Genomic DNA, 18,923 nt, shown 5'->3' with positions numbered 1-18,923 from the left:
GGCCCGCGCACCACCGGCGGCACCCTGCCGGGCCACTGTCAGGCACGAGGGCGGCGGTACCTCACCCAGACGTCGCCGATCCGCACGTGACCGAAGAGCCGCAGCGTGACCGCGTCCGGAGCCGGGGGATGGTGGGGCTTGTTGTGGACGCTGCCCATCGACCTGGTGATCACCTCGTCGGCGCGGACCCGCCAGCCGTGCGGAACCAACAGCACGATGTCCCCGAGTCCGCACTCCACCTCGACGGAGACCTCACCGTGGTGGCAGATCGCCTGGGTGAAGTCGATCCTGACCTTGCCCCACGCGACCTTGGCGCTGATGTGCGGGGGGACGACCCAGTATCCGGTCTGCCTCAGGTTCCTTCTGCCGCGCGTGTGGAGCCGCAGTATGTCGGAGGTGTCCGCCAGTGGCGCGGGCAGATCGCCCGCCTGCGGCAGGTCGGCCACGATGACGTCCAGCTCTCCGCGGGTGCGCGCCGCGTACGTGCGGTCGAGCCGTTCGTGCAGCTCTTCGATGCTGATGCGGCCCTCGCTGAGGGCGACGCGCAGCGTCTCGGCCACGTTGTCCCGGTCACGGTCGCCTGCCCGGATCTCCGCGTGATCGGTCATGGCGCCCACTCTAATGATCAGATTTTCATGCTGCCAGCCCGCCCGAGCCGCGGCTCCCATAGCGATGAACGCCCCGATCGCCTCGCAATGCCCTTACCTCCATCGGATCCCGAGGCTATTAGGGGGTCGACCCGGGGAGAACCCCTGTTTCCCCGCGCAGGGCGGAATAGGGGTTCCTGAATGCGACAGGGGGGTTGAGCGGGCCTATACCGCCGTGGCATGTTCGCCGTTGAGCGTGGATGGCCGCCACGTGTGTGAGCCGCCCGTTAGGAGCCCACCATTCCCACACTCTCCGCCCAGCCGGCACAGGTGAGAATCGCCGAGTCCGCTCTTTCGGGAGGGGCCCATTTCAGGCACGTCACGGCCGTCCGCCATTGGCTCTCCGAATTGTCGGCGCACTCATATATGAATGTGGACCGGCTGGCGCTCGACGAGCTGGCCGGCTGGCGCCACGACGCGGTGACGGGGAACATCGTCCACCGGAGCGGCAGGTTCTTCACCATCGAGGGGCTGGACGTCCGGCTCCCCGGAAGTCCCGTGGCGGCGTGGACGCAGCCGATCATCAACCAGCCGGAGGTCGGCATCCTCGGCATCCTGGTCAAGGAGTTCGACGGCGTCCTGCACCTGCTCATGCAGGCCAAGAACGAGCCGGGCAACCACAACGGGCTCCAGCTGTCCCCCACGGTGCAGGCCACCCGCAGCAACTACACGCGGGTGCACCAGGGCAGGCCGGTGCCCTACCTCGACCACTTCCGCAACCCCTCCGGACGCGTGCTGGCCGACGTGCGGCAGTCGGAACAGGGGGCCTGGTTCTACCGCAAGCGCAACAGGAACATGGTCGTGGAGGTCACCGAGGACGTCGAACTCATCGACGGCTTCTGCTGGCTGACACTGGGGCAGGTGCACGAGCTGCTGTCCGTGCCGGACCTGGTGAACATGGACGCCCGTACGGTGCTGGCCTGCCTGCCGTTCTCCGGCGAGGGGACGGCCGCGACGCTGGGCTCCGGCGACGACGGGTTCCGCGCCGCGCTCGTCCGGTCCTGCGATCCCGGCCAGGGCGGCCAGCACCGCATCGAGGAGATCCTGAGCTGGACCACCGGCATCCGTTCCACGGTGGAGATCAGGACCGAGCGGATCCCGCTCAACCGGCTGCGGCACTGGCGCCGGGCCGGCGGGAAGATCTCCCACGAGACCGGCAGGTTCTTCGACGTCATCGGCGTGAGCGTCGCCGCGAGCGGCCGCGAGGTCGGCCACTGGACCCAGCCGATGATCGAGCCCGTCGGCATGGGGGTCATCGCGTTCCTCGTCCGCGAGATCGACGGGGTGCTCCACGCCCTGGTGAACGCGCGGGTCGAGCCGGGCAACACCGACATCGTGGAGCTGGCGCCGACCGTGCAGTACACCCCGGGCAACTACGACCACCTGCCGCCCGAGGCCAGGCCGCTCTTCCTGGACGAGATCCTCGGGGCCCGGCGCGGCCGCGTCCGGTTCGACACCATCCTGTCGGAGGAGGGCGGGCGCTTCTACAGTGCCAGGAACCGCTACCTCATCGTCGAGACGGACCTGGACCCCACGCTCGGCCATCCGGACTTCCGGTGGCTCACCCTGCACCAGCTTGGAGAGCTCCTCCGGCACAGCTACTACGTGAACGTGCAGGCGCGCACGCTCAGCGCCTGCCTGTACAGCCTGACCTCCGCGAGCGGGGGCGATTCTCCGCGCGCTTAGGGCCGGGGGCCCGAAACGCGCCTCGCGCGGTTTCCCGGGTGCGCACGGGAGCCTTTTGATCACCTTCCGCGCGGCCTTTCCGGGGGCGATCAAAAAGGACCGTTCCCATGGATCATGAATATCGCCCGTGCTGTGATGCCATTTAATACATATAAGCGAATTAAATTGTTGCTCTGCTGTATGCTCTGGACCCTTCGAAGTAAGTGATATTTGCACGTTTTGACTGTACTTTGACCGAGCTTTGACTACACTTTGACCGACGCCGGATATCACTAGAAATGCACGAGTCTGGGATAGACGGGCTAAGGGGTCCACTTGCGTTACACGAGGTTGGGACAGACAGGGCCGGTCATCTCGAATATCGGACTCGGCTCACTTGCCCTCACCGGCGCCTACGGCCACGTCGACAACGCCGAGGCGCTCAGCCTGATCCGCAAGGCGCTCGACGCGGGCGTGACCCTCATCGACACCGCCGGCTTCTACGCCGCGGGCCAGGTCGAACGCCTGGTGGGCCGGGCCGTCGCCGGCAGGGCCCACGAGGTCGTGGTCTGCACCCGAGGCGGCGTGCGCCGCGCGCGGCCGGGGCGGCCCACCAGGTTCGACGGGCGGCTCGACTACCTGGAGCGGTCCTGCGAGTCCTCCCTCGAACGCCTCGGCATCGACTCCCTCGACCTCTACTACCTCCACTGCCAGGACGAGCGCGTGCCGGTGGAGGCGAGCATGGCCCGCCTGTCCAGGCTCGTGACGGCGGGGAAGATCCGGTACGTGGGCCTGTCGAACGGCACACCCCAGCAGCTACGGCGGGCGCACGCCGTGCACCCCGTCACCGCGGTCGCCGTCGAGTACTCGCTGTGGGGGCTGCGCGCCCAGCCCGCCCTTCTCACCGCCGCCCGGCAGATGGGCATCACCGTGGTCGCCGCCCGCCCGCTCGGCCGGGGCTTCCTCACCAGCCGCATCCGCTCCCCCGTACAGCTGGGCCCGGGCGACTGGAGACATGAGGACCCCCGTTTCCAGCCGGAGAACCTGCGGCTGAGCGTGGGCCCCCTGCGGGAGGTCGAGGCGGCGGCGGCGCAGCTCGACGTCGGCGCCGGCCGCCTCGCCCTGGGCTGGCTGCTCTCCCAGGGCGACCACATCGTCCCCGTCCCGAGCACCCGCGATCCTGTGCACCTGGAGATGAACCTCGCCGCGTCGGCCGTGGAGCTCGCGCCCGCGACGCGGGACAGGCTGGCGAGGATCTTCCCCGCCGTGAGGTTCGATCAGTCGCCGTCGCTCCTGCTCTGAGGGGAGATGAGCGAGGCCGCGAGGGCCTTGTTGACCGCGTCGATCCGGGAGACCGCGTTGAGCTTGACGAAGATGTTCCGCATGTGCCGCTTCACGGTCGCCTCGGCGAGACCGAGGCACCGGGCGATCTGGCCGTTGCTGAGCGCCTGGGCGGCCAGCTGGAGCACCTCCTGCTCCTTGCTCGACAGGACGCCGGAAGGAGGCCCCTTCACCTGGGCGAGGCTGTGGCGCGAGACCGCGAGCACCACCCTCCCGGGATCCTCGTGGACGCTCCGCACCGCCGCGATCAGCTCGTGGCGGTGGACGCTCTTGAGCAGGTAGCCGCAGATGCCCGCCACGAGGAGCCGGGTGAGCAGCTGCGGCCCGTCGTACATGCTCAGGATGATGATCTGGGTCTCCGGCGAGATCTCCCGTATCCGCGTGACGGTCTCGGTGACCTCGTCGCCGGGGATCTCGACGTCCAGCAGGACCACGTCCGGCCGGGTCTCCTCGACGAGGGCCAGGGCGGAGGAGGAGTCCCCGGCCTCACCCACGATGCCCATGTCCTCGACGGCCTCAAGGATCTCGCGCAGCCCTTCCCGGAAAAGCGCATGGTCGTCCACGATGGCGACGGAGATTCCGCTATTACGATTCGTCCGATTCATGGGACTGTCTCTTTAGGGGGATGAAGAGCTCGACTAAGCAGCCGTTCCCTGGTTCGCTTGAGATGGTCACCCGGCCCCCGAGCAGCTCCGCGCGCTCGCGCATGGAAGCGAGACCCACGCCTCCGCGCACCCGGGCGAGCAGCGGATCGAAGCCCTGCCCATTGTCCTGTACGGACGCGAGCAGCTCGTGCGGAGCGATGTCCACCCGCATGAGGATCACCGAGGGGCGCGCGTGGGCTATCGCGTTGCGGGCGGCTTCCCTGACGATGAGAAAGGCCTGGTCGAGCACTCTTGGCTCGGCCCACGACTCGTCACCGTTCACGTCGAGCCCGACGGAGACGTGGTCGTCCTCCACCGCTTCGAGGAAGCCGAGCAGCGCCTTCTCCAAACTCTTCACCGGCACCTGGGGATAGAGCTCGGACGTCATCTGCCGCAGGTTCTCCATGGTCTCCTGGATGGCCTGCTGCGCGACCGCGATCTTGGCAGACGCTCTGGCGGGGTCCGTGGCCCGGTGGACCTCCGACAGCGCCAGTTGCTGGTGCGCGACGCTGATCCCGTGGCCGACGCGGTCGTGGAGCTCTCGCGCTATGCGGCGGCGCTCCTCTCCCTGGGCCTCCTGCACCTGGTTGAGGAGAAAGCCGTGATAGCTCTCCGACGCCTCACGGATTCGCCGGGAGAGGCTCTCCTCCATTCCGGTCGCCACGAGCGTGAAAAGCTCCCCGGGCGCCTCGGTGTCCACCGCTATTCGCCGTGCGAGGTGGGCCAGAGCGGTCCTGAAGAAAAGTGAGCCGGCCTCAAGAGATGCCTTGGGGTGAACTCCGCTGGCGGCGCGAGTACTGCCGACTTCCCAGGAGTGGAATTTATAGAGCTCGTTGACCTGCACTTTTCCGGCGCGCAGCATGGCCGCCACATCGTCGAGGACGTAGTGGGCGGTCATAAGGGCCTGGCGGGTCGCCTGCGGGTCCGAGGAGAGAACGTTGCCACTGGCTTGCAGCTCGGCCTCGAATTCCGAAAGGATTTCTTTCCGGCACGCGTCGACGAATCTCGCTGGGTCGTTCCTGGCCCCGGGTGCCGCATCCAAGGAAGTCCCCTCCGCCATGGGACGCGCGTGCCCCCAACTATCTCGCAGCTACGTCTTTAAAGCAACATATAGGATGACATATTGCTGATCAGCGCGGTAATGTGCACAAGGTGTTGCGTCGCCATGAACACTCGGTAAGGCCGTCGTTGATGACGGCGACTTCCCTTGGAGGAGGCGGCGCGACCGCTCACGATGACCGCCGCGGCGCCCGCGCTCATGGCGACGAACGCGCCGATCAGCGGAATGCCGAGGATCAGGATGGTGGCGCCGAATGCGGCCGCCAGCACGGCCGCCGCGACCGACATCACATACCGTGACGTCCGCTCTCCGAGTGTGACGCCGATCGTCCGCCGGCCGGCAGCGGCGTCTCCCTCGATATCGGACAAGTCCTTGGCCGGTACTCCGACAAGTGTCATCCAGTAAGTGGCGGCCACCGCGAACACGATGAGTTCGAGCGGCGTGGACACCCTTTCACCGCCCGTGGAAACGAAGAACCCGCACCAGTAGGAGAGCAGACCGGAGATGCACAACACGATGATTGTGGCTCCGGATCCGCTTTTCAGATGAAATGGCGGCCCGGAGTACAGGTATCCGAGAACCAGGTTGGCCCCCACCATCCATGTCACCTGGGCGGGCAGCCCCAGCGTGGCGGCGAGCGAGAGACCGGCCGCGACCAGGACGACGGTCATCGCGGCGCGCGGTTCGAGATCGCCTCGGGCGATCGGCCTGCGGGAGCCGTTGATCCGGTCCTCGGTGACATCGGTCACCCCGTTGAAGAGATAGATGGCGAGGGTCGACAGGACCCAGGCCACCGCCCCCTGTGCCACCCTCGCCGGGTCGGGAACGGCCGCGACCGGCACGGCGAGCACGGCTCCCGTCAGGAATCTGAGCATCGAAATCGCTAGGACGGACGGCCGCGCTTCGACGACGCACAGCCCCAGCACGCGAATACCGGACCGCAGGGCGGAAGCGCCGTTGGCCTGCCTCGTTGCCCATATGCTCGTCATGCCCGGATTGTTACCCGAACCCGGCGGCTCGTTAAGAGGATGATCCGAAGGTTGTAGCCGGCACTGATTCTTTGGATACCACCCGTACCACCATCGGATATATGCGCCGATCTCCTCGGGCACCCGTATTGTCGGGCCGCGCCCACCCCTATAGCTTGAAGCCAGCGGAAAACGCCAGAAAGGCGGGCTCCCGCCTCTGACGGAGGCTGGGCAATTTCACCTTAGGGAATCTGATGCCGGATTTCAAGCTACTCGGGCCGATAGAGGTGCTCGACGAGCGCGACCGCCCTTTCACCCCCAGCGGGCCAAAGGTCCGGCAGGTCCTCTCACTTCTGGCGCTCAACCCGGGAAAGATCGTCGATGTCAACCTCTTTGTAAATGAGCTGTGGGGGGAAGAGGCGCCGAAAGACCAGTTGAACACCCTGCAGACCCACATTTATCATCTCCGCCGGATTCTCGACCGCGTCGGCCCTCCCGCCGGGCGGCTGGTCGTCACCCGGGCCCCGGGATACCTGCTGCGCGTGGACCCGCAGCGCGTCGACGCGCTCGTGTTCCCCCGGCTCGTCGAGGAGGGCGCACGGCACTACCGCGCCGGCGACCACGCGACCGCCGAGCAGGTGCTGCGCAAGGCCCTGGACCTGTGGTCGGGCCCCGCGCTCGCGGACGTAAGACGGGGAGCCGTGCTCGGCCCGCACGCGACCGCCCTGGAGGAGCAGCGGTTGCGCGCGCTGGAGATGCACATGGACGCCAGGATCCTGCAGGGCCTGCACGGGGAGCTCATCGAGGAACTGCGCGTGCTGGTCGCCGCCCATCCCCTCAACGAGAACTTCCACGCCCAGCTCATCACCTCGCTCAGCCGGGCGGGCCGGCGCACCGACGCCTTCCGGGCCTACGAGGGCCTCCGCGCGCTGCTGGACGCCGAGCTCGGCGTGGAGCCCACATTCGACATCAAGAATCTTCAGCCGAACTCTCCCGCCGTGAGTCATTCAGGAAAGGAAGTTTGACGATGAAAGGCGTCGAGCGCTACGCGGGTTTCACTCCCGTCGCCCTGACCGACCGCACCTGGCCGGGCAATCGCATCGTCTCCGCTCCGCGCTGGTTGTCCACGGACCTCAGGGACGGCAACCAGTCGCTCGCCAACCCCATGACACCCGAGCGCAAGCTCATGATGTTCGACCTCCTTGTCAACATGGGCTACAAAGAGATCGAGGTCGGTTTTCCGGTCGCCAGCCGGAATGACCACGACTTCGTGCGAATGCTCATCACGCGCGACCGAATTCCCGACGATGTGCGCATCTCGGTTCTCACCCAGGCCCGCGACGAACTGATCAGAGGCACCGTCGAGTGCCTCGCGGGCGCGCCCCGGGCGACGATCCACATCTACAACGCCACGTCCCCGCTGTTCCGGCGGATGGTCTTCGGGATGACCCGCGCGGAGTGCAAGGACCTCGCCGTGCAGGGCACCCGGCTGATGATGAAGTACGCCGAGCGGACCCTCCACGACTGCGACCTCGGGTACCAGTACTCCCCCGAGCTCTTCAACGAGACCGAGCCGGACTTCTCCCTGGAGGTCTGCGAGGCCGTCATGGACGTCTGGCAGCCCGGGCCCGACCGGGGGATCATCCTCAACTTCCCGACGACGGTGGAGCGGTCGCTGCCCAACGTCTTCGCCGACCAGATCGAGTGGCTCGGCCGCAACCTCTCCCGGCGGGAGCACGTGTGCCTGTCCGTCCACCCGCACAACGACCGGGGCACCGGGGTCGCGGCGGCGGAGCTGGCCATGCTCGCGGGCGCCGAGCGCGTCGAGGGCTGCCTGTTCGGCAACGGCGAGCGCGCCGGCAACGTCTGCCTGGTGACGCTCGGCATGAACCTCTACGCCCACGGGGTCGACCCGGGCGTCGACTTCTCCGACATCAACGAGGTGCGCCGCACCGTCGAGCTCTGCAACGAGCTGCCCGTGCACCCCCGGCACCCCTATGGCGGGGACCTCGTCTACAGCGCCTTCTCGGGGTCCCACCAGGATGCCATCAAGAAGGGGTTCGACGAGCTGGAGCGGCGGGCGGCCGAGGCCGGCGCCGACGCGGGCGACCTGCCCTGGCGCATGCCGTACCTGCCGGTCGACCCCAAGGACGTGGGCCGCACGTACGAGGCCGTCGTGCGGGTCAACAGCCAGTCGGGCAAGGGCGGCGTCGCGTACGTCATGAGCGCCTGGCACGGGCTCAACCTGCCGCGGGGGCTCCAGATCGAGCTGGCGGCCAAGGTGCAGGCGCGGGTGGACGAGCTGGGCGGCGAGCTCTCGCCGAGCGGCATCGGAGCGCTGTTCATGGAGGAGTACCTCCTCCGCGTGGACCCGTCGGACCCGCTGCCGGGGTGGGAGCACGTGATCGCGTCGCTGTACGTCGACGGGCGGTTCGACGTCAGCGGGCCCCAGGCGGACGCCTTCCGCACCCTCGGCTCGGTGCTCGGCCGCCACGGCGTCCAGGTGCGCGTCGTGCACCGCACCGGGCTCCCTCTCGACAACGACGACCTGACGCCGGAGCGCGCCGTGTTCGACGGCCGGTCGCGGGACGAGACCGTGATCTACGCCGAGTGCCGCGCCGACGGCGCCGTGGCCTGGGGCGCCGGCATCGACAGGGACGTCGCGACGGCGGCGCTGTCGGCCGTACGCGTGGCGGGCGCGCGGCTCTCCCGCGAGGGAGACCTCGCGGCCGTCGAGGCGGACCGCGAGGTGAACGTACCCGAACAGCGCCGCCCCCTGGCGGCGGCCGGACTCCGAGCGGACGGTGGAGGCCGATCATGGCCGTAGACGACCAGCGGAAGGGCATGACCTCCCTTCGGGAGCTGCTGGCCGAGGTGGTGGCGGGCAAGGGCAGGATCGCGATGGTGACGGGGGCGATCGCGACCGGCAAGAGCGAGCTGCTGTACGCGTTCACCGAGCGGGCGTTCGACCACGGCGCGCTGCCCCTCACCGCGACGGGCTCGCGCGCCGAGAGCGGACTCCCGCTCGGCGTGCTGTCCCAGCTCGTCCACGGCGCGCCCCTGACCGAAGAGCAGCGGGCGGCGACGCTGGGCCTGCTGCACGAGGGCGCGCGCTCACAGATGTCGAACGACCCGCGTGCCGAGGCCATCGAGCACGTGGACGTGCAGATCGTCGACGCGCTGTGCACGGTGCTGCTGGAGCTGTCCGAGCGGTGCCCGCTGGTGATCGCCGTGGACGACGTCCACTACGCCGACCGCGCGTCGCAGCTGTGCCTCGCCTACCTCGCGCGGCGGGTGAAGTTCGCCGACGTCATGCTGGTGTTCAGCGCGCCCGACCCGAGCGCGCACCTCCAGTCCCTCTTCCACACGGAGGTGCTGCGGCAGCCGCACTGCCGTCCGATCCGGCTCGCCCACCTGAACCTCGCGGGCGTGGAGGAGAGGGTGACCGACAGGGCGGGCGCCGAGGCCGCCAGGCGGTTCGCGGCCGAGTGCCACGCGCTGAGCGGCGGCAACCGGCTGCTGATCGACGCGCTCCTGGAGGATCACCAGGCCACCGGCTCCCCCGGCCAGAGGTACGGCGAGGCCATCGTGGCCTACCTGCGCCGCGCGGACCGCCGCATGTCGCTCGTCGCCAGAGGGCTCGCGGTCCTCGGCGACGCCTCCTCGGTCGGCCCGTTGCTCGGCGAGAGCAAGGTGGCGGTGTCCACCTCGATCCAGGCGCTGGGCGACGCCGGCGTGCTGGGGGAAGGCCGCTTCCGTCACGAGATCGCCAGGTCCGCCGTGCTCGCCGAACTGGACGCCTCCGAGCGCATAGCCCTGCACCGCCGGGCCGCGGAGCTGACGTACGAGGAGGGGTCTCCCCCGGTCGTGGTGGCCGAGCACCTGCTCCACGCGAGCCACGCGGGGGACCCCTGGGCCCTGTCGGTCCTGGAGGAGGCGGCGCGGCAGGCGCTGCGCGACGACGGCGTCGAGTCGGCCATCGAGTACCTCAAGCTCGCCTGGCGCGCCTGCGGAGACGAGCGGCGGCGCGCGAGGATCGCCACCGCGCTCATGCGGGCGGAGTGGCGGATCAACCCCAGCACTCCCGCGGGCCACCTCGCGGAGCTGACCGACGCCCTGCACAAGGGCTACCTCGGCGGCGGCGACGCGGTGGTGCTCGCGAAGGCCCTGCTGTGGCACGGCCACGTCGACGACGCCAGGGAGGTGCTCGCCCACCTGAAGGAGCGCGAGAAGCTCGACCAGGAGAGCGCGGCGGAGCTCGCCGCGGCGCGTCCCTGGTTCAGGACCCTGTACCCCTCGTTCCTCACGCATCTGCCGGAGGTCGGCCGGGAGCGGACGGTCGCCGCCGCCTCGTCCCTGCGGGTCGGCCGCCGTATGGAGGCCGCGGACGCGCTGGCGAGCGTGATGACCGAGGGGCCGCGCGAGGACACCGTGGCGACGGCCGAGCTCATCCTGCGCGGCTCGCGCCTGGACGAGATGACCCTGGACACGGTGGAGACCGCGCTCCTGGCGCTGACCTACGCCGATCTGCCCGGCAAGGCGGCCCCGTGGTGCGACGCCTTCATCGACGAGGCGGAGTCACGACGCGCGCCGAGCCGCCAGGCCCGGCTGTCCGCCATCCGGGCGGAGATCGGCCTCCGCAGGGGCGACCTGGCGGGGGCGGCGCAGGACGCTCAGAGGGCTCTGGAGCTCATCCCGGCCGGCAGCTGGGGAGTGACCGTCGGGGGGCCGCTGGGCAGCCTCCTGCTCGCCGGGGCCGCCATGGGCAAGCTGGACGAGTACCTCCAGCACTTCAACCAGCCGGTGCCCGAGGCGATGCTGGAGACCAGGTACGGCCTGCAGTACCTGCACGCGAAGGGCCGCTTCAACCTCATGGCGGACCAGCCCCAGCAGGCGCTGCGGGACTTCCGGCTCTGCGGCGAGCTCATGAGCAGGTGGAAGCTGGACGTCCCGGGGTTCATCGCGTGGCGCACGGACGCGGCCGAGGCGCTGATCCGCCTCGGTGAGCCGGACGAGGCCGTGCGCCTGGTCAACGACCAGCTCTCGCGGTGCGACTCCCGCTCCAAGCGGGCACAGGGCATCGCGACGCGCCTGCTGGCCTCGGTGAGCGAGCTGCGCCACCGGGCGACGCTGCTCCGCAGGTCGGCCGACCTCCTGCAGTCCGGCGGCGACCGGTACCAGCTCGCCCGTACGCTCTTCGACCTCACCGAGGCCTACCAGGCGAGCGGGGAGTACCGGCAGGCGGAGATCTTCGGGCGGCGTACCCGGGTGCTCGCGCAGGAGTGTCACGCCGAGCCCCTCATCCGGGCCCTGTCTCGCGGTGCCGAGGACGACGAGCCCGACCCCGGCTCGTCCTCCGGCGTGACCGCGATCATGAGCGACGCCGAGCGGCGCGTGGCGGCGCTGGCGGCGGAGGGGTACACCAACCGCGAGATATCGAGGAAGCTCTTCATCACGATGAGCACGGTGGAACAGCACCTCACGCGCATCTATCGCAAGCTCAACGTCACCCGCCGCACCGAGCTGCCGGCCAGGCTCGCGGACGGCCTCTCGGCCCCGGCACCCGAATCCACGAACCACGCATTCAACTGATTTTTCGCGTATTCGGAGGAAAAGGGCGGTCTGGCGATTTTTATGTGGTTTGTTCAAATTGGTGGTGGATTGTAGATGGACGGAGGCCGGGCGTGCGGTGGCAGCCAATCCCCGTAACTTGTTGCCATCGGGGTGGCGGTCAGATACCTGGCATTACCTACCTTTACCTCCTAATCTGACGATATGCAGGTGGGATCGCTCATCGCGTCCGGACGTGACTGTCACATCTTCGAGGCCGGAACCGGCAAGGTGGTCCGGCGGGCCCGCGACGGTCGCAACCTGGAGCGGGAGGCTTCGGTCATGCGCCACGCGCGCAGGCACGGCTTCCCCGCGCCCGAGGTCTTCGACGCCGAAGGACCCGACATCCTCATGGAGCGCGTCGAGGGGTCCAACCTGATGGAGGACGGCCTACGGGAGCCGTCGCGCATGCGGGCCCACGGCCGTCTTCTCGCCGACCTCCTTCGCCGGCTGGCGGCCGTACGGGCACCGGGCTGGCTGCCCGCGGCCGGGGGATGCCCGGGGAACAGCCTGCTCCACCTGGACCTCCACCCGCTCAACGTGCTCGTCACCGGCGACGGCCCGAAGGTCATCGACTGGGCGAACGCCGGCAGGGGCGCGGCGGGGGCCGACGTGGCGTGCACGTGGCTCGCCATGGCGACCGCGCCGGTCTCCGGACCGGACGAGGAGGCGGGGCGCGACGTGGTGCTCGCCGCGTTCCTCGAAAGCGTCGACCGCGAGGCCGCCCGGCCGTACCTGAGCGCCCTGGCCGGACGCCGGCTCGCCGACCGCAACACCCGGCCCGGCGAGCGGGCCGACATCGACCGCCTCGTCGCGCGAGAGACCACGGAACGGCGCGAGCCGGTGTCGTGAACCGAGTACTTCGACGCGGGCCCGCCTCGGCGCGGCCCGGGTCGTGACCCCTGGAACCGGGAGAAGGCAGAGGATGGACGAGCGGCGCGACGTGCGGGTTTCGGACAGTGATCGCGAGGCCGCCGCCGAGCGGCTCGGCTCGGCGGTGACCGAGGGCCGCCTCAATCTTCAGGAGTACGACGATCGACTGGGCCGTGCCTACCAGTCGGTGACCTACGGCGACCTCGCCGACCTGTTCGTCGACCTGCCGGCCTCGGCGCCCGGCCCGGTGGCGGCGGCTCCGGCGGCTCCCCAGGTCGTGCCCGCCTCCTCCGGGGAGGAAGCCACCCTGCCGAGGTGGCTCAGGGTGGTCTGGACGATCTGGGCCGTCAAGGTCATGATCAACCTGACCGTCTGGGTCCTGGTCAGCCTGTCCGACGGCTCCCTGGTGTACTTCTGGCCCATGTGGGTCATCGGCCCTCCGGCCGCCGCCCTGCTCGTCCTGACGACGATCGTCACGCACAGCCGTCGCGACCGCTGAAAAAAATTCTCCCGGCCTGTCGATCCGGCCCTCCCTCGGTCGACGCACAGGTAGAACCAGTTGAGCGGGTCCGAAGGCACCGCGCCGGACCCGGACCAAGAGGGAGAACGACGATGCGATACCTGCTGCTCCTCAGGACCGAAGAGAACTCCACGCTGGGCGCGCCGCCCAAGGAGCTCATGGACGCCATAGCCGCGTACGGCGAGGAGTCGGCCAAGGCGGGGGTGCTGCTCGACACCGCGGGCCTCGCGCCGAGTGTCACCGGCGCCCGTGTCCGGCTGGCCGGAGGGAAGCTGACCGTGACCGACGGTCCCTTCACCGAGTCCAAGGAGCTGATCGCCAGCTACGCGATGATGGAGGTGGCCTCCAAGGAAGAGGCCGTCGCGGCGGCGAGGCGCTTCATTGAGATCCACCGGGACAACTGGCCGGGCTGGGAGGGCGAGTCCGAGATCCGCCGGATCTTCGGCCCCGCCGACTTCGACCCCACCTCCTTCCCCCAGCCCTGACCCACGCCACACCCCGACACCGGCCAAGGCATCAGGGGTGGTTCGGAGGCATGAACATAGGCTAGCCTTACCTAAGTTCTTGGCCGGTGTTCCGAAGGAGTGCGGATGGGTGCGTCGGGGCGGCATGTTCTGCGACGCGCCATCCGAGGGCAACGGCGGGATGTCACGCTCGGCTCGGTGCTCGGAGCCGCCCACCAGGCCGGGGAGGCACTGGTCCCGGTCCTGATCGGCATCGTGATCGACCAGGCCGTGGCCGAGGGCGACGCGGGCGCGCTGCTGCGCTGGCTCGCGGTACTCGCCGTCGTCTACGTGGGGCTGTCGTTCAGCTTCCGTTTCGGCGCCCGGGCCGGGGAACGAGCCGCCGAGCAGGCCGCTCACGTGCTGCGCGTCCAGCTCGTACGGCGCGTGCTCGACCCGGGCGGCGGGGCGGAGAACGGCAGGCTGCCTGGCACGCTGGCCACCATCGCCACCGAGGACGCCAAGCGCGTCGGCGCCGTGAACATGGCGTTGATGTTCGGGATATCGGCGCTGGTGGGACTGCTCGTCGGCGCTGTCGTGCTGCTGCGGACCTCGGTGCCGCTCGGCCTGACGGTCCTGGTCGGCACCCCGGTGCTGCTCTGGCTCGGGCACCTGCTCAGCAAGCCGCTGGAGCGCCGCAGCGAGGCCGAGCAGGAGCGTGCCGCGCACGCGTCCGGCATCGCCACCGACCTGGTGGCCGGCCTTCGCGTGCTCAAGGGCATCGGGGCGGAGTCCGCGGCCGTCGCCCGCTACCGGCGCACCAGCCGTGACTCGCTGGTCGCCACGCTGCGGGCGGCTCGGGCCGAGGCGCTGCAGAGCGGCATGGTGCTCGCCCTGACCGGAGGCTTCATCGCCGTCGTCGCGCTCGTGGGCGGCCGGCTGGCCGCCCAGGGCGACATCAGCCTGGGCCAGCTGGTCTCCGCGGTCGGCCTCGCGCTGTTCCTGCTGGGGCCGCTGGAGGTGTTCTCCTGGGTCAACGCCGACCTCGCCCAGAGCCGGGCGTCCGCGCGACGTATCGCCGAGGTCCTTGCCGCGCCGCCGGCCGTGACGTCCGGTGGCGCGCGCCTGCCGCGGCCCGTACGAGGTGCGGTACGGCTGCGCGGGGTCAGCCACGGGGGGCTGCGCGAGCTGGAGCTGGACGTGGCACCCGGCGAGGTGCTCGGTGTGGCCGCGACCGATCCGGCGGACGCGACGGCACTGCTGCGCTGCCTCAGCCGCCAGGCGGACCCCGACACCGGAGTGGTCGAGCTGGACGGCATACCGCTGCGCGACCTGGACCCGGCCGACATCCGCACGGCGATACTGGTCGCCGAGCACGACGCCGCGCTGTTCGAGGGCACCCTTCACGACAACATCACCCCCCCGAAGCCAGAACCTCCCGGCACCGACGACCTCACTCGCGCGATGGCGGCGGCCGGGGCCGACGAGATCGTCCGGGCGTCGCGGCAGGGTGGTGACACGGCGGTCAGTGAGCGGGGCCGCTCGCTGTCCGGCGGGCAGCACCAGCGTGTGGCCCTCGCCCGGGCCCTGGCCGCCGATCGACCCGTGCTGGTGGTCCACGACCCGACCACCGCGGTCGACGCGGTCACCGAGGCGCGCATCGCCACGGGTATCCGCGAGTTCCGCCGGGGCCGCACGACGATCCTCGTCACCACGAGTCCCGCACTGCTGGCGGTGACCGATCGCGTGGCCCTGCTCCACAACGGCCGGGTCACCGACACGGCCCCGCACGCCGACCTGGTACGACGCCACGCCGCCTACCGCACGGCGGTGCTCGCATGACGACCGCGACCACGACCCCCGCCGGCACCGAGCGGGAGGGGGGACGGGTGTTGCTGCCCACCGCCGGTTCGGCGCGGACCTGGGCGGCCGTACGGGAACTGCTCCGGCCGCACCGGGGGCTGGCCACCTGCGGGTTCGCGGTGATGGTGGCCGCCACCGCGGTCGGCCTGCTGACGCAGCCGCTGCTCGGCCGCATCGTCGACCTCGTCGCCGGCCGGAGCCCGGCCGACACCCTCACCCTGCCCGCGACGCTGCTGGTGCTCGTCGCGGTGACGCAGGGGGCCGGCACCACGCTCGGGCTGTCGCTGATATCCCGGCTCGGGGAGACCGTGCTGGCCCGGCTGCGCGAGCGGTTCGTCGAACGCGCCCTGCTGCTGCCGCTGGAACAGGTGGAGAAGGCCGGTTCCGGCGACCTCACCTCCCGGGTGACCGGTGACGTCTCGCAGGTGGCCGAGGCGGTGCGGACCGCCCTTCCCGAACTGGCCCGCGCGCTGCTGGCCATCGTGCTCACCCTCGGGGCGCTCGCCGTGCTCGACTGGCGGTTCCTGCTCGCGGCGCTGCTGGCGGTGCCGATCCAGGCGCACACCGCGCGCTGGTACGTGCGCAACGCCGTGCCGCTGTACGCCGAGCAGCGCATCGCGAGCGGAGCCCAGCAGCAGCAACTCCTGGACAGCATCGGCGGCGCTGCCACCGTCCGCGCGTTCCGCCTGGAAGCCGAGCACACCGAGCGGGTGACCCGGCGCTCCTGGTCGGCGGTCGAGCTGACGATGCGCGGGGTACGGCTGGTGCTGCGGTTCTACAGCCGCCTGCACCTCGCCGAGTACACCGGCCTGGCGGCGGTGCTGGTGGTCGGATTCCTCCTGGTTCGCAGCGGGTCCACGTCCATCGGCACGGCGACCGCCGCGGCGCTGTACTTCCACAGCCTGTTCGCCCCGGTCAACTCCGCCCTCGTCCTGGTGGACGACGCCCAGTCGGCCGCCGCGAGCCTCGCCCGCCTGGTCGGCGTCGCGGACGAACCGTCACATCGGCAGCCGGAGCACCCGGTGGAGCCCGCAGAGCCGCAGGGTCCGGTGGTGATGGTGAAGGGGGTTGGGCACGCGTATGAGGTGGGGCGGCCTGTGCTGCATGACGTTGACCTCGTGCTGCGTCCCGGCGAGCGGGTGGCGCTGGTCGGCGCCAGCGGCGCGGGCAAGACCACGCTCGCCAAGCTCATCGCCGGCATCCACCGGCCGACCACCGGTTCCGTACGGCTGACGGTCCCCGGGCGGGAGACGAGCGGCCCCACGGTCGCGCTGGTCACCCAGGAGGTGCACGTCTTCTCCGGACCGCTGGCCGACGACCTGCGGCTGGCCCGGCCCGACGCCGCCGACGACGACCTGCGCGAGGCCCTCGCCGGCGTAGACGCCCTGACCTGGGCGGAAGCGTTGCCGGACGGCCTGCGGACGGTCGTCGGCGAGGGCGGCCACCGCCTCACCGCCACGCAGACGCAGCAGCTCGCCCTCGCCCGGCTGATCCTCGCCGACCCGCCGATAGCCGTGCTGGACGAGGCCACCGCCGAGGCGGGCAGCACCGGGGCCCGCACCCTGGAGAACGCCACCCTGCGGGCGATCGAGGGCCGTACCGCCCTCGTAGTGGCCCACCGCCTCACCCAGGCCGCGACCGCCGACCGCGTCGTCGTCATGGACGGCGGCCGGGTCGTGGAGAGCGGCGGCCACGACGAGCTCAGCGCCGCGGGCGGAACCTATGCCGCCCTCTGGGAGGCCTGGTCGGGCACCCGTTCCAGCGCTCCCCCACAACCCCCCGCGCACGACGCACCGACCATCTGACGAGAAGACGAAGGACCCCCTGATGCCCCGCACGATGAGAGGCACCCGGCTCGCCGCGGTACTCACCTCCGTACTGCTGCTCTGCGGCGTCGCCGCCTGCGGTTCCAGCTCCGGCTCCGATTCCGGCACCGGCACCGCCGATCCCGGTGGCACCGCGTCGGACAGCGGTGCCTTCCCTGTGACCGTCGAGCACAAGTACGGCAGCGTCACCATCCCGTCCGCGCCCAAGCGGATCGTCACGGTCGGCCTGACCGACCAGGACTCCGTGCTGGCCCTCGGCGAGGTGCCGGTCGGCACGACCGAGTGGCTGGGCGGGTACGCGGGTGCCATCGGCCCCTGGGCCACCGGCAAGCTGGGCGGCGGCGCCCTTCCGGCCGTACTGAAGGACACCGGCACGGGACCACAGGTGGAGAAGATCGCCTCGCTCGCCCCTGACCTGATCCTCTCCCTGTACTCGGGGCTGACGAAGGACCAGTACGAGACCCTGTCGAAGATCGCCCCGGTGGTGGCCCAGCCCAAGGAGTACGCGGACTACGGCGTCCCGTGGCAGCGGCAGACCGAGATCATCGGCAGGTCGCTCGGCAAGGAGGCCGAGGCCAAGAAGCTGGTCGAGGACGTCGAGGCCAGGTTCACGGCGGCGAAGGCCGAGCACCCGGAGTTCGCAGGCGCCACCGCCGTGATGGCCACCCCGTACGAGGGCATCTTCGTGTACGGGCCTCAGGACAACCGCTCGCGCATCCTGAGCTCGCTGGGCTTCACGCTGCCGTCCGGCCTGGACAAGGCCATCGGCGACGAGTTCGGCGCCAACATCAGCAAGGAGCGCACCGACCTGCTGGACACCGACGCGATCGTCTGGATCGTCGCCGACCCGGCGGCGGACGCGGCCAAGCTGCACGGCGACAAGCTGTACGGCGACCTGGACGTGGTCGAGCAGGGCCGTGAGGTGTTCGTCAAGGAGAACGGAGACTACGGCAACGCCATCTCGTTCGTCTCGGTGCTGAGCCTGCCGTACACGCTCGACCGGCTGGCACCACAGCTCGCGGCGGCCGTCGACGGCTCGCCCTCCACCGAGGTCACGCAACCGTCCTCCTGACGGCCGGCCCTCGGAGAGGGCCGGCCCGCTTCGTACACACCTGGAAAGGGCTGGGCCGCGAATCGTCTCGCGGCCCAGCCCTTCTTCGCGCCCCCCGGGGGCTTCGTCCAGGCGGTCGGCGCGGTCAGCCGTCCTGTTCCGCGAGGGTCTTCGGGCGCATGTCGGTCCAGTTGGCCTCGATGTGGTCCAGGCACTCCTGGCGGGTGGCGGGTCCGTGGGCGACGGTCCACCCGGCCGGGACCTCCGCGAAGTCAGGCCACAGGCTGTGCTGGCCTTCGGCGTTGACCAGTACCGAGTAGACGCCGTCGGGGTTCTCGAACGGGTTGCTCATGTCGGGTTCTCTCCTCTTCCGGAAATATCTGGGTAGGGATGCGGTGGTCATCGGTCTAGG

16 protein-coding genes are annotated in these 18,923 nt (G+C 70.2%); 11 read left to right on the top strand and 5 right to left on the bottom strand.

Annotated features, from left to right (window positions below):
• Window positions 1–38: 38 nt before the first annotated feature.
• A complete protein-coding gene (locus ACOZ38_RS07725) occupies window positions 39–608 on the bottom strand; it encodes a DUF1707 SHOCT-like domain-containing protein (protein ID WP_424529419.1) in 570 nt (189 codons plus the stop codon).
• 309 nt (window positions 609–917) lie between these two features.
• On the opposite strand from ACOZ38_RS07725, the gene ACOZ38_RS07720 reads away from it, so the two are divergent.
• Both ACOZ38_RS07720 and ACOZ38_RS07715 read left to right on the top strand, forming a co-directional pair.
• Window positions 918–2,333, top strand: coding sequence for an NDP-hexose 2,3-dehydratase family protein (locus ACOZ38_RS07720; RefSeq protein WP_424529418.1), 1,416 nt, complete (start codon window positions 918–920; stop codon window positions 2,331–2,333).
• Between the two features lie 315 nt (window positions 2,334–2,648).
• Window positions 2,649–3,614: an aldo/keto reductase gene (locus ACOZ38_RS07715; RefSeq protein WP_424529417.1), complete on the top strand. Its 966-nt coding sequence runs from the start codon at window positions 2,649–2,651 to the stop codon at window positions 3,612–3,614.
• On the opposite strand, the gene ACOZ38_RS07710 is transcribed toward ACOZ38_RS07715, so the two are convergent.
• From ACOZ38_RS07710 to ACOZ38_RS07700, 3 genes are read right to left on the bottom strand one after another with little or no spacing between them, the layout of a single operon-like run.
• Window positions 3,590–4,216: a response regulator transcription factor gene (locus ACOZ38_RS07710; protein ID WP_424529416.1), complete on the bottom strand. Its 627-nt coding sequence runs from the start codon at window positions 4,214–4,216 to the stop codon at window positions 3,590–3,592. The genes ACOZ38_RS07715 and ACOZ38_RS07710 overlap by 25 nt on opposite strands.
• Window positions 4,217–4,238: 22 nt before the next feature.
• Window positions 4,239–5,339 carry a sensor histidine kinase gene (locus ACOZ38_RS07705; RefSeq protein ID WP_424529415.1) on the bottom strand — a complete coding sequence of 367 codons (1,101 nt, stop codon included), beginning with the start codon at window positions 5,337–5,339 and terminating at the stop codon, window positions 4,239–4,241.
• 56 nt (window positions 5,340–5,395) lie between these two features.
• A complete protein-coding gene (locus ACOZ38_RS07700; RefSeq protein WP_424529414.1) occupies window positions 5,396–6,346 on the bottom strand; it encodes a UbiA family prenyltransferase in 951 nt (316 codons plus the stop codon).
• Window positions 6,347–6,579: 233 nt separating this feature from the next.
• Here ACOZ38_RS07700 and ACOZ38_RS07695 point away from each other — a divergent pair, with 233 nt between their 5' ends.
• The 9 genes from ACOZ38_RS07695 (at window position 6,580) to ACOZ38_RS07655 (ending at window position 18,532) form a co-directional block, all read left to right on the top strand.
• Window positions 6,580–7,350: an AfsR/SARP family transcriptional regulator gene (locus ACOZ38_RS07695; RefSeq protein ID WP_424529413.1), complete on the top strand. Its 771-nt coding sequence runs from the start codon at window positions 6,580–6,582 to the stop codon at window positions 7,348–7,350.
• Between the two features lie 2 nt (window positions 7,351–7,352).
• Complete coding sequence (locus tag ACOZ38_RS07690; RefSeq protein ID WP_424529412.1) at window positions 7,353–9,152, top strand: 2-isopropylmalate synthase; 1,800 nt, start codon at window positions 7,353–7,355, stop codon at window positions 9,150–9,152.
• Complete coding sequence (locus tag ACOZ38_RS07685; RefSeq protein ID WP_424529411.1) at window positions 9,143–11,917, top strand: LuxR C-terminal-related transcriptional regulator; 2,775 nt, start codon at window positions 9,143–9,145, stop codon at window positions 11,915–11,917. Before ACOZ38_RS07690 ends, ACOZ38_RS07685 begins: the two co-directional genes overlap by 10 nt.
• Before the next feature lie 189 nt (window positions 11,918–12,106).
• Window positions 12,107–12,787, top strand: coding sequence for a phosphotransferase (locus ACOZ38_RS07680; RefSeq protein ID WP_424529410.1), 681 nt, complete (start codon window positions 12,107–12,109; stop codon window positions 12,785–12,787).
• A 73-nt stretch (window positions 12,788–12,860) separates the two neighbouring features.
• On the top strand, window positions 12,861–13,307 hold the full coding sequence (locus tag ACOZ38_RS07675; protein ID WP_424529409.1) for a DUF1707 SHOCT-like domain-containing protein: 447 nt from the start codon (window positions 12,861–12,863) through the stop codon (window positions 13,305–13,307).
• A gap of 113 nt (window positions 13,308–13,420) precedes the next feature.
• Window positions 13,421–13,813 carry a YciI family protein gene (locus ACOZ38_RS07670; RefSeq protein ID WP_424529408.1) on the top strand — a complete coding sequence of 131 codons (393 nt, stop codon included), beginning with the start codon at window positions 13,421–13,423 and terminating at the stop codon, window positions 13,811–13,813.
• Window positions 13,814–13,918: 105 nt separating this feature from the next.
• Window positions 13,919–15,613 carry an ABC transporter ATP-binding protein gene (locus ACOZ38_RS07665; protein WP_424529407.1) on the top strand — a complete coding sequence of 565 codons (1,695 nt, stop codon included), beginning with the start codon at window positions 13,919–13,921 and terminating at the stop codon, window positions 15,611–15,613.
• Window positions 15,610–17,439: an ABC transporter ATP-binding protein gene (locus ACOZ38_RS07660; protein WP_424529406.1), complete on the top strand. Its 1,830-nt coding sequence runs from the start codon at window positions 15,610–15,612 to the stop codon at window positions 17,437–17,439. Before ACOZ38_RS07665 ends, ACOZ38_RS07660 begins: the two co-directional genes overlap by 4 nt.
• 22 nt (window positions 17,440–17,461) lie before the next feature.
• Window positions 17,462–18,532 (top strand): iron-siderophore ABC transporter substrate-binding protein, encoded by a 1,071-nt coding sequence (locus tag ACOZ38_RS07655; RefSeq protein WP_424529405.1) that lies wholly within the window; start codon window positions 17,462–17,464, stop codon window positions 18,530–18,532.
• Between the two features lie 124 nt (window positions 18,533–18,656).
• Here the strand turns inward: ACOZ38_RS07655 and ACOZ38_RS07650 are convergent, their stop codons facing one another.
• Complete coding sequence (locus tag ACOZ38_RS07650; RefSeq protein WP_424529404.1) at window positions 18,657–18,863, bottom strand: MbtH family protein; 207 nt, start codon at window positions 18,861–18,863, stop codon at window positions 18,657–18,659.
• Between the last annotated feature and the right edge of the window lie 60 nt (window positions 18,864–18,923).

Source organism: Sphaerisporangium viridialbum, assembly GCF_049674955.1.
GTDB lineage: Bacteria > Actinomycetota > Actinomycetes > Streptosporangiales > Streptosporangiaceae > Sphaerisporangium > Sphaerisporangium viridialbum.
Note: the sequence above shows the minus strand (reverse complement) of the source record. Positions and strands in the feature narration are given on the sequence as shown.

What these genes read in the sequence shown, in the direction of transcription:
- ACOZ38_RS07725 (WP_424529419.1), bottom strand. Translation starts at nt 608, where the DNA reads ATGACCGATCACGCGGAGATCCGGGCAGGCGACCGTGACCGGGACAAC.
- ACOZ38_RS07700 (WP_424529414.1), bottom strand. Translation starts at nt 6,346, where the DNA reads ATGACGAGCATATGGGCAACGAGGCAGGCCAACGGCGCTTCCGCCCTG.
- ACOZ38_RS07695 (WP_424529413.1), top strand. Translation starts at nt 6,580, where the DNA reads ATGCCGGATTTCAAGCTACTCGGGCCGATAGAGGTGCTCGACGAGCGC.
- ACOZ38_RS07690 (WP_424529412.1), top strand. Translation starts at nt 7,353, where the DNA reads ATGAAAGGCGTCGAGCGCTACGCGGGTTTCACTCCCGTCGCCCTGACC.
- ACOZ38_RS07685 (WP_424529411.1), top strand. Translation starts at nt 9,143, where the DNA reads ATGGCCGTAGACGACCAGCGGAAGGGCATGACCTCCCTTCGGGAGCTG.
- ACOZ38_RS07675 (WP_424529409.1), top strand. Translation starts at nt 12,861, where the DNA reads ATGGACGAGCGGCGCGACGTGCGGGTTTCGGACAGTGATCGCGAGGCC.
- ACOZ38_RS07670 (WP_424529408.1), top strand. Translation starts at nt 13,421, where the DNA reads ATGCGATACCTGCTGCTCCTCAGGACCGAAGAGAACTCCACGCTGGGC.
- ACOZ38_RS07665 (WP_424529407.1), top strand. Translation starts at nt 13,919, where the DNA reads ATGGGTGCGTCGGGGCGGCATGTTCTGCGACGCGCCATCCGAGGGCAA.
- ACOZ38_RS07660 (WP_424529406.1), top strand. Translation starts at nt 15,610, where the DNA reads ATGACGACCGCGACCACGACCCCCGCCGGCACCGAGCGGGAGGGGGGA.
- ACOZ38_RS07655 (WP_424529405.1), top strand. Translation starts at nt 17,462, where the DNA reads ATGCCCCGCACGATGAGAGGCACCCGGCTCGCCGCGGTACTCACCTCC.
- ACOZ38_RS07650 (WP_424529404.1), bottom strand. Translation starts at nt 18,863, where the DNA reads ATGAGCAACCCGTTCGAGAACCCCGACGGCGTCTACTCGGTACTGGTC.